The following is a 14,070-nucleotide window of genomic DNA, read 5'->3' as shown; positions in this document are numbered from 1 at the left end:
GAGGCGACAAGTGAACAGCAGCGCCAACATGTCCCAGCATGCCTGAGATCACCGAATCATTACGACCTGGCGTTAAGCTGAGTTCAACGTGATGGAGCGGCGCTGGGTCTTCCGTTTAAAAGCATCAATGCAGCGCCACCGGCGATGAGTCCCCAGAAGGCAGCGCCGATACCCCACAATGAGAAGCCCGAAGCCGTGACCAGAAAGGTGATCAGCGCCGGTTCGCGATGTTGGGGGCTCTCCATCGCGCTGGCGAGGCTTGTACCGATGGTGCTGAGCAGGGCAAGTCCGGCGATTGCCAGCACCAGCGCTTGGGGGAAGGCAGCAAACAGCGCGGCAACGGTAGCGCCGAACAGGCCGGTGATGAGATAGAAGACTCCAGCAGCGACAGCAGCGGTATAGCGCTTGTTCGGGTCGTTGTGCGCTTCCTTGCCCATGCAGATGGCGGCAGTGATGGCCGCGAGGTTGAGCGCGTAGGCACCGAAGGGCGCAAGTAACAGGGTGGCGAGTCCTGTCCAACTGATGAGCGGTGAAATCGGCGGCGTGTAATTGGAAGCACGGATCACCGCTACGCCGGGGGCGTTCTGCGATGCCATGGTGACGATAAACAATGGAATACCGATGCCAATCAGGGTGGCGAATGAAAAGGTCGGCATGGTGAATACGGGCATCGCCATGCTGATCTTGAACGTATCAAAGTGCAGTAGCCCCTGGGTGGCTGCCACCACAATGCCTACCGCCAATACGGCAATGATCGCGTAGCGAGGCAGCAATCGCTTGGTGCCCAGATAAGTTATGAACATGACAAACACCATGATGAAATGGGTCTGCATGGCACTGAAAAGATCAAGTCCGAAGCGCAATAGCACGCCAGCCAGCATGGCCGCAGCGATGCCATGAGGGATGCGCTGCATGATCCGTTCGAATGCGCCGGTAATACCGCACAGCACGATCAACAGCGCCGAGAACAGAAATGCACCTATAGCCTCTGACATCGCCACGCCCGGCAGGCTGGTGGCAAGCAATGCTGCGCCGGGCGTTGACCAGGCGGTAAGAATGGGCATGCGATAGCGCAGTGACAGCCCAATCGACGTAACTCCCGTACCGAGCCCCAGCGCAATCATCCATGACGCGGTCTGGGCCGGTGTGGCACCGGCGGCTTCCGCCGCTTGAAAAATAATGACGGCCGAACTGGTGTAACCCACCAGTACGGCAATAAAACCCGCAACGACGGCGCTGAAGGAGATATCGTGGTGCAATGCAGTCTTTTCCGTGCGTTCAGGAATATTCATGGTGCTGCTCATGTTGATGTTGTTATAACTGGGCTGGCGGTACGTGCCATCAGGCCTTAGACGTTTCAAAACCCCGTTGTAGTGCGCTATAACGCACGACAGTAGTGTGAACCTACCATTGTGCGCTATAGCGCACAACATGAACGTGAAGGGAGCGGGATGGACACACATAGCCAGGCGGCTGAGCTCAATGCCCACATTGCGGCAACGCTAAGAACACTACGCGAGGAGAGACGCTGGAGCCTGACGAGGACAGCGCAGGTAACGGGGGTCAGCAAGGCGATGCTGGGGCAGATCGAGCGCGGGGAGTCGAACCCCACGATGGCAACCTTATGGAAAATCGCCAGCGGCTTTGAGGTGTCGTTCTCACGTTTTTGGCCGATGACGGAGGAAAAGCCTGAAAGCAGTATCCGTTATCCTGCGGTACGTGCCACCACGTTCAGTGATCCCGATACGATGATGAATGTGGCGCCGCTGTTGCCGTTCGATCCGCAGACCCGATTTGAGCTACTCGTCGTTGAACTTCAACCGGGCTGCTGTCGACTTGCCACGTCACACGCCAAGGGGGTGATTGAGCATGTCATCGTGATCAAAGGTGTCCTTGAGGTCTTGATCGACGGTAGCTGGCAAAGATTCAAGCGTGGTGAAGCCGTGCGTTTTGCCGCCGACCGTGAGCACGGATACCGTAACCGCAGCACAGCAAGTGCCACGTTTCATAACGTGATTTATTATCCGCGCTGATCGCCTATCGGTTGGTCGAGACAGAACGCAAGAAAGCGCTGCATCAGCGGGCTCTGGTACTTTTCTTTATGAGTGACCAGGCTGAAGCGACGCCGCATAACAAGCGGCACGTCGATTTCTACCAAGCGGCCGTCACGCAGCGCATGGTGTGCTTCCAGTTCGGAGACGCAGGTCAACCCCAGCCCGGCGGCGGTGGCATTGATGATCGCTTCGGCTGAGTTAAATTCAAGCGTGACATGCCAGTGTTCCAGGCGGGGCGCGACAAAGCGCATGAACTGTTCGCGAGTACCGGAGCCCTGCTCACGCAATACCCACTCCTGATGATCGAGTGCATCGAGAGGAATGCGGCCCAGCCCAGCTAGTGGATGGTCGTGGGCTGCGGCGATCAGCATGCGGTCCACGCACCAGGGCGTGATCATCAAGGCGTCATGTTCCGTGCGCCCTTCGATCATGCCAATATCCAGCTCGAATCTTTCCAGTGCGGTGCAGATGGCGGTACTGTTGGCAATGGTGACCTGCTGTTGACGATGGCCGCTGTCACGGCGAAAGTCGCGCAGCAGGTAGGGCAGTACCTGATGGCCGATGGTGTAGCTGGCGCCAATTCGCAGTTGTCCGGTCAGCGCCTGCTGGTGAGTGAATAGCTGTTCAAGGTCATCGCCGCGCTGCAGCAGTTCATCGGCGAGCGGCAGCATACGACGACCCTGCTCATTGAGATAAAGGCGATTGTTATGACGATCAAATAGCCGCTGGCCACATTGCCGCTCAAGCTCTGCCAGCGCGAGACTCACTGCAGGCTTGGTCAGGAATAACCGCTCGGATGCCGCCGTCAGCGTAGTTTCGTGAGCAACGGCAACGAAAGCGCGGAGTTGTTTGAAGGTAATCGCCATATCGTTAACTAAAATTAAACATACCGGTAAAAACGTTAAAATATAATTATACGTTAAATGGTTTTAACGTGTTGTTATTGCTCAATGCAGCAGAAGGACAATGCAATGACGAGAACGATCCGGCGAATCGTAAAAGATGCGCCCACACCCATGGCGGGTTTAGCGCTGGGTGTTGCGAGCCTGGGCTGGTGCTGGGAAAGTTTCGCCCCGCTGGGCGGGGTGGCTCAGCTGAGCGGTGCCGTTATCGCATCGGCTCTGTTGCTGATCCTGACAGGTAAGTTCCTGCTTCATCCGGCGCTGCTTTGGGACGATCTGGCGCATCCGGTCGTGGGCAGTGTGGTGCCGACCTTTGCGATGACGACCATGGTGGTGGCGAAAGCGGTGGGACTGCACTGGCCGGATATCGGTATTGCTCTGTGGTTGATCGCCGTCGCGTTTCATCTCCTGTTTCTGGTCATGTTTGTGTGCCATCGGCTGCGCACATTCGAGCTGCATCATATGGTGCCAGCCTGGTTCGTACCGCCGGTAGGCATTATCGTCGCTGACGTTACCTTTCCGGGCGTTGCGGCATTGCAGCCGCTCGCGCTGGGCCTGCTCTATCTTGGCATGCTGCTGTATGCGCTGCTGCTGCCTGCCATGATTTACCGGTTGTTATTCGCCGCTGAAATTCCCGATGCGGCCAAACCGACCATTGCGATCATGGCCGCACCCGCCAGTCTGTCATTGACGGGCTATCTGACGGTGGTGCCATCGCCATCGCCGCTGTTGGTCGCATTGTTGGCAGGCATTGCCGTACTGATGACCGCTGTGATCTACCTCGCTTTTTTCAAGCTGCTGCGGCTGCCTTACAGCTCCGGCTATGCCGCTTTCACTTTCCCGCTGGTGATTGGCGCCACCGCGTTAGCCAAAACGGCAGCCTGGATGCAGGCGCAGGGCATGGCAGGCCACTACGTGGCTCAGGTTCAGGTATTGGCTGATATCGAAGTGGTGATCGCCACGTTGGTGGTGGGTTATGTTGCGCTGCGCTATGGCCTTTATTACCTAAAGTGTGCCCGCCATGGCCTGAAACGGCACACAACAGGCACGATGTGTCATAACCGATCAGCGTGTCAGCGTACGTTCTAGCGCGGCCAGTCGGCCCGGCACTAGCGCATCTTCAACCGCGCTGATACGCAGCACATGGCCCAATGCCGGGTGAGGCGGGCGATGAATAAGCACACCTTCATCAAGTAGCGCCTTCTGCACGGCTGCGGCGGTGTCGGCATCATTCATGCGAATCGCGATGAAGTTGGTCGCGCTGTTCGGCACGTCCCCACCAAGCGCACGAAGCTGAGCCGCCAGCTGCTCCCGCCGTGCCACCACATCATGAATGTGAGTTTGCACTTCCTCATCGTGATCCAGCACGATCTCGGCGGCTTCGAGCGCCAGTGACGATACCGCGTAATGAATACGTACCTTGTGCATCATCGCGATTATGCCCGGCGGGGCGATGGCATAGCCGATCCGCAAGCCGGCCAGACCGTGCGCCTTGGAAAAGGTGCGTAGACGTATTACACCGTCACGTACACGGCTCTCGGCATTTTGCGGGCGAAAGTCGTGATAAGCCTCGTCGAGAATCAGCGTGCAATCAGCGGGCAGGTTCGCGCATAGCGTGTCGATATCGGCATCACTGTGCAGATGGCCGCTGGGATTGTCGGGATTGGCGAGATACACCGCGCGCGCATGATGATGATGGGCGGCATCGGCTAGCGCATCGAGGTCGGGCGCCAGGTACTGCGCCTCGCTGAGGTAGGGCACTTCAACCAGTCGGCATCCCTGGCCCTCGGCAAAATAGCGAAAGGTCGGGTAGGTGCCGGCGCTGGTGATGACTGCACTACCAACATCACACAGCGTGCGCAACGCGAGTGCCATCAGACTGTCGGCTCCGGCATCGACCAGCAGGGCGTCCATGGGGATATCAAAGCGCTGGCGCAGGCGGGTTCTTACTCCGAAGGCTTCCGCATCGCCATAGCCTCGCGCCAGTCGGGCAACATCATCGCCAAGACGAGCCTTGAGCGCCTGGTGAGGCATGTCGAGGCCTTCATTGGAGCCGAGCTGGTGAGAAAGCTCGCGGCCGAGACGGCGTTCGAGCGCGCGCAGGCCAGGAAACGGATTAAAGGGGCCTTCGCGGTTGAGGTGTGATGCAGTGCTGGACATACCGGTTCCTTACGGCGTTGCGTGGAGATGTGGTCTTAAAGAGGCAGGCAGTGACAGATAAGTGCGGGATTGCCTGCGTCGTTAGGTAACGTTAGCTGTTATCGAGGCTGTGGCTATCGAAGGCGCCCTCGATGATTGTCTGCCAGCGTGGCGCCTCATCGCCGGGACGATGCAGAACCAGTGTCAGTTGATAGGGATAAAGTGTGCGATCAGTAAGGCCGAGTGGCGCAAAGGACGCATCAAGCTGTGCGCTCAATAGCCATTGATGGGCACCTAGCATCTGGCCATCCTGTTCGGGAACCCAACTGATGACCTGCGGCGCGTTCTCTTGGCTCAGCAGTGCGCGGGTCAGCACCTCCCGGAAGTGATCCGAGGCCACCGGCAGCGCGCCATCAACACGTACAGGGGCGACGAGCAGGACGATATCATCCTGATGCGCCAGGTCAGGGCTCGCCAGGATCTGGCTGGCGGCGTAGCTGCCCAGGCCGGCAATAGGGTGGCGCGTCTGTGATGGTGCATAGTCATTGACACTGGCGCAGCTCGATAGAGAGGCCAGCACAATGAGTATGAAAAGGGCAGCGACAAGGCGGCTCACGAGTGAAGCTCCGCAGTAGTGTGGGGGTGACCATCCGGCTGCAGCTCAGCCATGAAATTCGTCATTTCATCAAACAGACGGGTGCGAATAGGCTCCGCTTCATTAACCAGGTGATGGCGCGCCTCGGGATGACGCACGATGCGCGCCTCGGGGAAGCGCGTGCTGAGCAACTCAAGGTTATAGGGCCAATCAACGGTCAGGTCTTCTTCACCCTGTAAAATGAGCGTCGGCAGATGGACGGGGGCATAGGCGTGCAAGCGCGGCATCCAGTTGCGCATCGCAGTGACCCAGGCCACGGCGATATGGTTGTCCTGCAGGGGATCGTGGTGATGCAGGAACGTAGCGAAAGCTTCATCGGTCGAGTTGGCCCGATAGGTGCGCTTGATGGTGCGTATGAACGGGCTGAGCATCGTATGAATCCAGCGTGACTGCTGCCATTTCCACGGTCTCACCAGCGGGGCGAGCAGTACGAGCCCCTGCCAGGGGCAATTTGGTTCACGGCGTTCGAGCGCATCGGTGGCCAGGATCGCGCCGCCGGTACTCTGACCAATGCCTACCCAGGGACCAGGAGCGAGGTCTTGCGACACCAACTGCTGCTGTAACTCGCGCAGGCAGCCTACATAGTCGGAAAAATCATTGATTGAGGCACGTGGCCCACTTGATAGGCCGTGACCGGGCAAATCCCACAGTACGACCCGCCAGTTCGCCTTGAGCAGGGTCTTGAGCAGATGCGTGTAAAGGCCAAGATGATCGAAATAGCCGTGTACAACGAAGGCTGTGCCTTGAGCGGGCCTGTCATACGCAGGTGCCCATATCTGCGTCCAGAGCCGATAGCCGTGTGCGTGGAGATGCCCGGCGTGCAACGAAGCTCCCTGATCCAATAACGCATCAAGTTGATAGTGCGCCATGTAGTAGCTTAAGGGCGCAGCAACAGGCGCCATGACAGGCTTGAGTTCTCCTGTCTCGAGTAATGCGCTGAAGTCGGGAGTCGTGGTCTTCATGTTTGGCCATGCTGATGCCACAGTCATGAGCGCCAAGGATATGGCGCGCCTGACTGTAGAAAGTGGAAACCGTTGCTGCCTACGGGGACGACAAATTGTGATCACCATTCATGCGCTTACCTATGAATGGGGTCCTGCTGGCACGGCACAAGCGTAAGCTAACGTAGCCAGCCGAGTTCGAGCCCAGTAAGCATAACTACCGAATATTATTCCTAAGTAGAATGCCGTCTTGTCATATCATGGCACAACTGCAGTCATGTTATGAAAATGGATATGAACACTATCGATCAGGTGCCCATCACCGCTTTGGCTGGATAAGCGTTCAGTAGTGCTGAGAAAGGCCCTGATAGGCTATCTTGATGCAAACCGTCTCGGAGAAGAGTGCGCAATGACGCTGATGAACGCTGTGGCTATCGAGGATTTTCTCGATGATGTTTATCCCCACCGGTTGGGTACTATCGAAGGGGTAAGCGACATGCGTGCCACGATGAGCCTTGCCATCGAGGATGAGCACCTGCGCCCGGGCGGCTGCGTTTCCGGTGCTACCTTGATGGGGTTGGCTGATATCTGTTTATTCGTTGCCGTAATTGCCCAGGTCGGGCCCGAGCCAGGCGCTGTGACCGCCAGTCTCAACTGCCACTTCCTGCGTCGCGCACGCGGTGATCGCGATCTCATTGCTAACGCGCACATCGTCAAGCTCGGCCAGCGCCTGGCGACCGGTGAGGTGCAGCTGTTCAGCGCCGGTGACGATGAACCAGTGGCGCTGGTGACGGCCAGCTACGCCTTGCCTGACCGTGATGACTGAGCAGCCACTGCATCAGAGTTGGCGCCATTACGGTAGTGTTATGACACAGTCATGGCATTAGTTTAATGGTGTACAGGACTGTAAACCGCTGATAAGCGTTAACTTCTCGCTAACCTTCTATTTTTAAAGCGCTTTTGTTGTTCATGAAGCGCTTTGCCTCGTTATAAGACCTTAGCTACCCCCTACTGTTTGTCATCCAAGATAGCTGGCTATGCTAGCGGCAAGACGTCAGCTGGCGCGATGTGACGCTGATGCCCCTCCTATGGGTTGAATATTAAGGGTGCCAACATGAGTCAGCTTCTGCTGTCGTTGCTTGCCTTCTCTCCTCTGGTCCTGGCTGGGATATTGCTGATCGGGTTTCGTGTGCCGGCGAAAACCGCCATGCCCATTGTCTTCGGGCTTACCGTACTGATTGCGCTGCTGATCTGGGACATGACCGTGGCACGGGTAATTGCTTCGACCATGCAGGGCCTGATTTTGACCGTGGCGATCCTGTGGATCATCTTCGGGGCCCTTCTACTGCTCAACACTTTGAAATATTCCGGGGGGATCGCGGCGATTCGCACGGGGTTTTCCGGCATCAGTCCGGATCGGCGCATCCAGGCAATCATCGTTGCCTGGCTGTTCGGCTGTTTCATCGAGGGGGCGTCAGGGTTTGGCACGCCGGCTGCTGTCGCGGCGCCACTGATGGTGGCGCTGGGCTTCCCGGCGCTTGCGGCCGTCGTGGTGGGCATGATGATTCAGTCGACGCCGGTATCTTTCGGAGCGGTGGGGACGCCGATCATCGTTGGCGTCACGGGAGGCGTCAATCAAGCCCAGATAAGCGCACAGCTCAGTGCTGCCGGGTCGAGCTGGGAGACGTTCTTTCGGCTGATCACGTCAGAAGTTGCCATCATGCACGGTATCGTCGGAGTAGTGATGCCGTTGTTTCTCGTAGTGGTAATGGCACGTTTCTTCGGCGCTAAGCGCTCGTGGCGCGAGGGATTTGAAGTGGCGCCGTTTGCACTGTTCGCCGGTATCTGCTTTGTGGTGCCCTATGTGCTGGCGGGCGTATTTCTAGGCCCGGAATTCCCGTCGATGATTGGTGCTCTGGTCGGGTTGGCTGTTGTCGTGCCGGCAGCACGCAGAGGTTTCTTGCTGCCGCGCACGCCATGGGATTTTCCCGAGCGCGGTTCATGGCCCGCCGAGTGGGTCGGCAATGTAGAGTTCAAACTTGAGCAGGATGTGACGCGCAAACCCTTGTCGGTGGTCATGGGCTGGTTACCCTATGTGCTGCTTGCTGTTTTGCTGGTCATATCGCGAACAGTGCCCGAGGTGAAGCAAGCCTTGATGACGGTCAGCTTGGGCTGGAGCAATATCTTCGGCGAGGCTGGCGTTTCGGGCAGCATCGAACCGTTCTACCTGCCCGGCGGGATCATGCTGCTCGTGGTGCTGTTGACCATTGTGCTGCACCGCATGCGTGCCGCCCAGGTCAGCGCGGCGTTTTCAGAGTCAACGCGCACCATCATGGGGGCGGGCTTCGTGCTGATCTTCACTATCCCGATGGTGCGGATTCTGATCAATTCTGGCGTCAACGAGGCGGATCTGGCCTCGATGCCGGTCGCCATGGCACAGCTGGTCGCCGACAGCGTTGGCCACGTCTATCCCTTCTTTGCGCCTGCCGTCGGTGCGCTTGGTGCCTTCATTGCCGGCTCGAATACGGTGTCCAACCTGATGCTCGCCCAGTTTCAGTTCAATGTCGCCAACGTGCTGGGGCTTTCCGGGGCGTTGATGGTCGCCCTGCAGGCGGTGGGCGCAGCGGCTGGCAACATGATCGCCATTCACAACGTCGTCGCCGCCTCGGCGACCGTCGGCCTGCTGGGGCGCGAGGGTATTACGCTGCGCAAGACGATCCTGCCCACCCTTTACTACGTAATAGCCGTGGGCTTGCTGGGGTTGTTCGCTTTTTATGTGTTAGGCGTCAGCGACCCTTCTATGACGCTGAATTTGACGTCTGAATGAGCGGGGCAAGTCGGTTCCGGCCGTGGCGTAATGGCATTGCCGGTCCGGCCCCGTACTAATGATTGATGGACGCGGTCCATGTTGCCGATCACATTGATCAGTGAAGGCTCACTTACATGACAGCCGGGAGTCATGGGGCCACGATGCAGAACGGGAGAGGCATGGCATGACTTTCGCTTTTGATGAACGCCTCGATGGTGTGCTGTCCTTGGTTGATCGCAATGCGTTGATCACCGAAATCAAGGCACTTGTTCCCGAGCTCGAGCTTCTTCATCAGGAAGAGGATCTTCGCCCCTTCGAGTGCGATGGGCTGGCTGCCTACCGCAACCTGCCAATGCTGGTAGTGCTGCCGGAGACCGTCGAGCAGGTACAGCAGCTGATGAAGATCTGCCATGTCAGGGGCGTACCTGTCGTGACGCGTGGCGCGGGCACGGGACTATCCGGTGGGGCACTGCCACTGACGCAAGGCGTGCTGTTGGTTATGTCACGCTTCACGCGAATATTGGCTATCGACCCTGCAGCCCGTGTCGCCCGCGTCCAGCCCGGTGTACGTAATCTTGCCATTTCCGAGGCCGCTGCGCCGTTTGGCCTGTACTACGCGCCCGACCCATCTTCGCAGATCGCCTGTTCAATTGGTGGCAATGTCGCTGAAAACGCAGGCGGTGTGCACTGTCTGAAATATGGCCTGACCGTACACAACGTGCTTTGCGCTGAGGTCGTGACTGCCGAGGGCGAGTGCATGACATTGGGCAGCCAGGCGCTTGATGCGCCGGGACTCGATCTGCTGGCGCTGTTTCATGGCTCTGAAGGCATGCTCGGTGTGATCACCGAAATTACCGTAAAGCTGTTACCCCGGCCTGAAATGGCCAAGGTGGTGATGGCAAGCTTTGACGATATCGCCAAGGCAGGCCGCGCTGTAGGTGACATTATTGCCACCGGTATCGTGCCTGGTGGGCTTGAAATGATGGATAAGCTTGCCATTCAGGCCGCCGAGAACTTCATCCACGCCGGCTATCCGGTCGAGGCCGAAGCGATCCTGCTGTGCGAGCTGGATGGCATCGCGGCCGATGTACACACCGACTGTCAACGTGTGCGCGACGTGCTCAAGGCTGCCGGCGCCACCGACATTCAACTGGCGCGCGATGACGCTGAGCGGGCGCGTTTCTGGGCCGGGCGCAAGGCGGCCTTTCCCGCCGTGGGCCGACTCTCGCCGGATTATTACTGTATGGACGGCACTATTCCGCGCCGTGAGCTTCCTAGCGTGCTGCGCAGTATTGCCGAGCTGGCTGCTGAGTATCGGCTGCGCGTTGCCAATGTCTTTCACGCCGGTGATGGCAACATGCACCCCTTGATTCTGTTCGATGCAAGCGAAGGCGACCAGCTTCAGCGCGCTGAGGCGTTGGGGGCACGTATTCTCGAACTGTGCGTGGCGGCGGGTGGCAGCATCACCGGCGAACATGGTGTGGGCCGTGAAAAAATCAATCAGATGTGTGTGCAGTTCAATCCCGCCGAGATCACGGCGTTTCACGCCGTAAAACATGCTTTTGATGAGTACGGGTTGCTCAATCCCGGCAAGAACATTCCTACCCTCGCACGTTGCGCCGAGTACGGCAGGATGCATATCCACCACGGTGCACTGCCGTTCCCCGAGCTTGAGCGATTCTGAGAAAAGCCTATGCGCATGGATGCACTGTCGCCGCTGAATAACCAAGCTGATGATTACGCTCAGAACTATGCAGAAATGCTCTGCAGGCAGGTACGTGACGCGCGGGCCAATCGGTCGCCCTTGCAGATCAACGGCGGGGGAAGCAAGGCCTTTTATGGGCGCCGCGTTGCAGGAACGCCGCTCGATACTACGGGGTATCGCGGCATTGTCCGTTACGACCCGGTTGAGCTGGTGGTCACGGTTCGCGCCGGTACGCCCTTGCGTGAGCTAGAAGCTGAACTCAAGGCGCATGGGCAGATGCTGTCGTGTGAACCGCCGTCGTTCGGTGGCTCGGCAACGGTGGGTGGCATGGTTGCCTGTGGACTTTCCGGTCCGCGGCGCCCCTGGGCCGGTGCGGTGCGTGATCTTGTGCTCGGCATGCGCGTAATCGGTGGTGAGGGCCAACTGCTGCGCTTTGGCGGTGAGGTGATGAAAAATGTTGCCGGCTTCGACGTCTCACGATTGATGGTCGGCGCACAGGGCGTGCTGGGTGTGCTGCTTGAGGTGTCATTCAAGGTGCTTCCGCGCCCGCAGGCTTGTGCCTGCTTGCGTCTGGAAATGCCACTTGATCATGCCCTTGAGCAGCTAACCCTGTGGGGGCGTGAGCCGTTGCCGTTATCGGCGGCATGCCATGACGGTTCGGCGTTGCATATACGCCTTGAAGGCGGCGAAGGCTCGGTGGCGGCGACTGTGAAACGGCTCGGGGGCGAGCGAGATAACGAGCATTACTGGACGGCGCTCAATAACCACGACTTACCCTTCTTTGCCGATCCGCGCCCGCTGTGGCGGTTATCGCTTCCGGCCGCTACGCCACCGCTTGCGCTGGATGGTGAGTGGCTGATCGACTGGGCGGGTATGCAGCGCTGGTTGAAAAGCGATGCCGAACCGCACGTCATTCGTGACGCTGCCCTGCGCGTGGGTGGCCATGCGAGCTGTTTTGCTGCCGGTCAGGGTGAGCCTTTCACGCCGCTGGCGCCGGTACTGCTGCAGCATCAGAGGCGGCTCAAGGCGCAACTTGACCCGGCGAGAATCTTCAATCCTGGCCGGCTCTATGCCGAGTTGTAATACCGCTTTTCTTTGCCGGTACATTTCAGAGGACATGCCTCATGCAGACGACATTGAGCGAGCGCGCCAGAGCGCTGCCGCGTGGCAACGAGGCCGATACGATCCTGCGCAAGTGTGTGCATTGCGGTTTTTGCAATGCCACCTGTCCCACCTATCAACTATTGGGTGATGAGCGAGACGGCCCTCGCGGACGCATTTATTTGATGAAAGAGCTGCTTGAAGGGCATGACGTGACGCGCAGCACTCAGGTTCATCTTGACCGTTGCCTGACCTGTCGCAACTGCGAAACAACGTGCCCGTCTGGCGTGACGTACCATGCACTGCTCGACATCGCCCGGCCGGAGCTTGAACGTCAGGTGGGTCGCACGCCCCGTGAGAGAGCGTTGCGTCGAGGGCTGCGCTTTATGCTGGCCGATTCTGAGCGCTTCAATCTATTGCTGAAGGCGGGGCAGACACTGCGGGCGGTGTTGCCCGGGACACTGCGTGCCAGGATACCGCCACGGGCAGTAGCGATGGGTCAGCGTCCCGATCCGCGTCGGCATACGCGTCAGATGCTGATTCTCAACGGCTGTGTGCAGCCGGGCCTGTCACCTAACACCAATGCGGCTGCGATGCGGGTACTCGACCGTTTCGGGATCGGTGTCACCGCAGTACCGGAAGCGGGCTGTTGCGGTGCGATCGATTACCACCTCGATGCCCAGCAGGTGGGCCGCCAGCGGATGCGCCGTAATATAGATGCCTGGTGGCCGTCGATTGAAGATGGCGCCGAGGCGATCATTCAGACCGCCAGCGGCTGCGGGGCCTTCATTAAAGAATATGGCGAGATGCTCAAGGATGATCCTGATTATGCGGCCAAGGCCCGCCGTGTCAGCGCCTTGGCCAAGGATCTGGTCGAGATACTGAAAGACGAAAACCTTGAGCGTGTTGCAGTCGATGAGCGCTACGTGGGCCAGCGTCGGCTGGCATTTCACTGCCCATGCACACTTCAACATGCCCAAAAGCTCGGCGGTGCGGTAGAGAACGTGCTGACCCGGTTTGGGTTTTCCCTGGCACCCGTACGTGATGCTCATCTGTGCTGTGGCTCGGCCGGCACCTATTCGATCACTCAGCCTGAGCTGTCACGTCGACTGCGTGATGACAAGCTCGCTGCCTTGGAGGAAGGCGCACCGGAGGCGATCGTGACGGCCAATATCGGCTGTCAGATGCATCTGGGCGGTGCGAGCAAGCGACCGGTGAGCCATTGGCTAGAGCTGGTCGATCGGGCAATCAATGCGGCGCCCGACGCCTATACTAAGGAATCTGTAGTGAATCACCGTGGTAGCCATAAGGATAACGATAATGACAATCAAGGAGAGCACCCATGCGGACCAAGGCTGTACTGAGTCTTGCTGATGTGAACCGTGTGCTGGACACCGCGCAACAGGCGGCAGATGCCGAAGGCTGGCAGGTGGCGATTGCGGTCGTCGATGACGGCGGCCATCCGTTGGGGTTGCGCTGTCTCGACGGAGCTGCACCGATTTCCGGCTATATCGCGCTTGAGAAAGCACGCACGGCGGCGCTGGGGCGGCGCGAGTCGAAAAATTACGAAGACATGATCAATAACGGGCGAACCGCCTTTCTCAGTGTCCCCTTGCTACAGGGCACGCTCGAGGGCGGGGTACCGATTATGGTGGATGATCAGTGTGTCGGCGCGGTGGGAGTATCGGGTGTGCAGGCTGCGCAGGATGCGCGTGCGGCAAAGGCGGGTGTGGACGCCGTTGCCAATGATTAATGGACCGATGA

13 protein-coding genes are annotated in these 14,070 nt (G+C 58.7%); 8 read left to right on the top strand and 5 right to left on the bottom strand.

The features are described from left to right. Positions 1 to 83: 83 nt before the first annotated feature. A complete protein-coding gene (locus C3Z11_RS04375; protein WP_106476642.1) occupies positions 84 to 1,292 on the bottom strand; it encodes a benzoate/H(+) symporter BenE family transporter in 1,209 nt (402 codons plus the stop codon). 159 nt (positions 1,293 to 1,451) lie between these two features. Here C3Z11_RS04375 and C3Z11_RS04370 point away from each other — a divergent pair, with 159 nt between their 5' ends. After that, complete coding sequence (locus tag C3Z11_RS04370) at positions 1,452 to 2,033, top strand: helix-turn-helix domain-containing protein (RefSeq protein ID WP_106476640.1); 582 nt, start codon at positions 1,452 to 1,454, stop codon at positions 2,031 to 2,033. Here C3Z11_RS04370 and C3Z11_RS04365 read toward each other — a convergent pair. After that, positions 2,021 to 2,920 (bottom strand): LysR family transcriptional regulator, encoded by a 900-nt coding sequence (locus tag C3Z11_RS04365; RefSeq protein WP_106476637.1) that lies wholly within the window; start codon positions 2,918 to 2,920, stop codon positions 2,021 to 2,023. The genes C3Z11_RS04370 and C3Z11_RS04365 overlap by 13 nt on opposite strands. A 105-nt stretch (positions 2,921 to 3,025) precedes the next feature. Here C3Z11_RS04365 and C3Z11_RS04360 point away from each other — a divergent pair, with 105 nt between their 5' ends. Then, positions 3,026 to 4,045: a TDT family transporter gene (locus tag C3Z11_RS04360; RefSeq protein WP_106476635.1), complete on the top strand. Its 1,020-nt coding sequence runs from the start codon at positions 3,026 to 3,028 to the stop codon at positions 4,043 to 4,045. Here the strand turns inward: C3Z11_RS04360 and C3Z11_RS04355 are convergent. The 3 genes from C3Z11_RS04355 to C3Z11_RS04345 form a co-directional block, all read right to left on the bottom strand. Further along, positions 4,022 to 5,116 carry a pyridoxal phosphate-dependent aminotransferase gene (locus tag C3Z11_RS04355; protein ID WP_106476633.1) on the bottom strand — a complete coding sequence of 365 codons (1,095 nt, stop codon included), beginning with the start codon at positions 5,114 to 5,116 and terminating at the stop codon, positions 4,022 to 4,024. The two genes, C3Z11_RS04360 and C3Z11_RS04355, sit on opposite strands and share 24 nt — an antisense overlap. A 91-nt stretch (positions 5,117 to 5,207) precedes the next feature. Continuing rightward, positions 5,208 to 5,711 (bottom strand): hypothetical protein, encoded by a 504-nt coding sequence (locus tag C3Z11_RS04350; protein WP_106476631.1) that lies wholly within the window; start codon positions 5,709 to 5,711, stop codon positions 5,208 to 5,210. Next, on the bottom strand, positions 5,708 to 6,712 hold the full coding sequence (locus tag C3Z11_RS04345; RefSeq protein WP_106476629.1) for an alpha/beta hydrolase: 1,005 nt from the start codon (positions 6,710 to 6,712) through the stop codon (positions 5,708 to 5,710). Before C3Z11_RS04345 ends, C3Z11_RS04350 begins: the two co-directional genes overlap by 4 nt. Before the next feature lie 388 nt (positions 6,713 to 7,100). Here C3Z11_RS04345 and C3Z11_RS04340 point away from each other — a divergent pair, with 388 nt between their 5' ends. The 6 genes from C3Z11_RS04340 (at position 7,101) to C3Z11_RS04315 (ending at position 14,059) form a co-directional block, all read left to right on the top strand. After that, positions 7,101 to 7,517 carry a PaaI family thioesterase gene (locus C3Z11_RS04340; protein ID WP_106476627.1) on the top strand — a complete coding sequence of 139 codons (417 nt, stop codon included), beginning with the start codon at positions 7,101 to 7,103 and terminating at the stop codon, positions 7,515 to 7,517. A 288-nt stretch (positions 7,518 to 7,805) separates the two neighbouring features. Further along, the gene (locus C3Z11_RS04335) at positions 7,806 to 9,518 is read left to right on the top strand and encodes an L-lactate permease (protein ID WP_106476625.1); all 1,713 of its coding nucleotides are present in this window, start codon (positions 7,806 to 7,808) and stop codon (positions 9,516 to 9,518) included. A gap of 166 nt (positions 9,519 to 9,684) precedes the next feature. Next, a complete protein-coding gene (gene glcD / locus C3Z11_RS04330; protein ID WP_106476623.1) occupies positions 9,685 to 11,184 on the top strand; it encodes a glycolate oxidase subunit GlcD in 1,500 nt (499 codons plus the stop codon). Positions 11,185 to 11,199: 15 nt separating this feature from the next. Then, on the top strand, positions 11,200 to 12,288 hold the full coding sequence (glcE, locus tag C3Z11_RS04325) for a glycolate oxidase subunit GlcE (protein WP_106476950.1): 1,089 nt from the start codon (positions 11,200 to 11,202) through the stop codon (positions 12,286 to 12,288). 41 nt (positions 12,289 to 12,329) lie between these two features. Further along, the gene (gene glcF / locus C3Z11_RS04320) at positions 12,330 to 13,670 is read left to right on the top strand and encodes a glycolate oxidase subunit GlcF (protein ID WP_106476621.1); all 1,341 of its coding nucleotides are present in this window, start codon (positions 12,330 to 12,332) and stop codon (positions 13,668 to 13,670) included. Then, the gene (locus C3Z11_RS04315; protein ID WP_106476619.1) at positions 13,649 to 14,059 is read left to right on the top strand and encodes a heme-binding protein; all 411 of its coding nucleotides are present in this window, start codon (positions 13,649 to 13,651) and stop codon (positions 14,057 to 14,059) included. Before glcF ends, C3Z11_RS04315 begins: the two co-directional genes overlap by 22 nt. Positions 14,060 to 14,070 lie beyond the last annotated feature (11 nt).

The sequence above is a fragment of the Phytohalomonas tamaricis genome (assembly GCF_003012345.1).
In the GTDB taxonomy this organism is placed as follows: Bacteria; Pseudomonadota; Gammaproteobacteria; order Pseudomonadales; family Halomonadaceae; genus Phytohalomonas; species Phytohalomonas tamaricis.
This window is presented reverse-complemented; position numbering and strand designations above follow the sequence as displayed.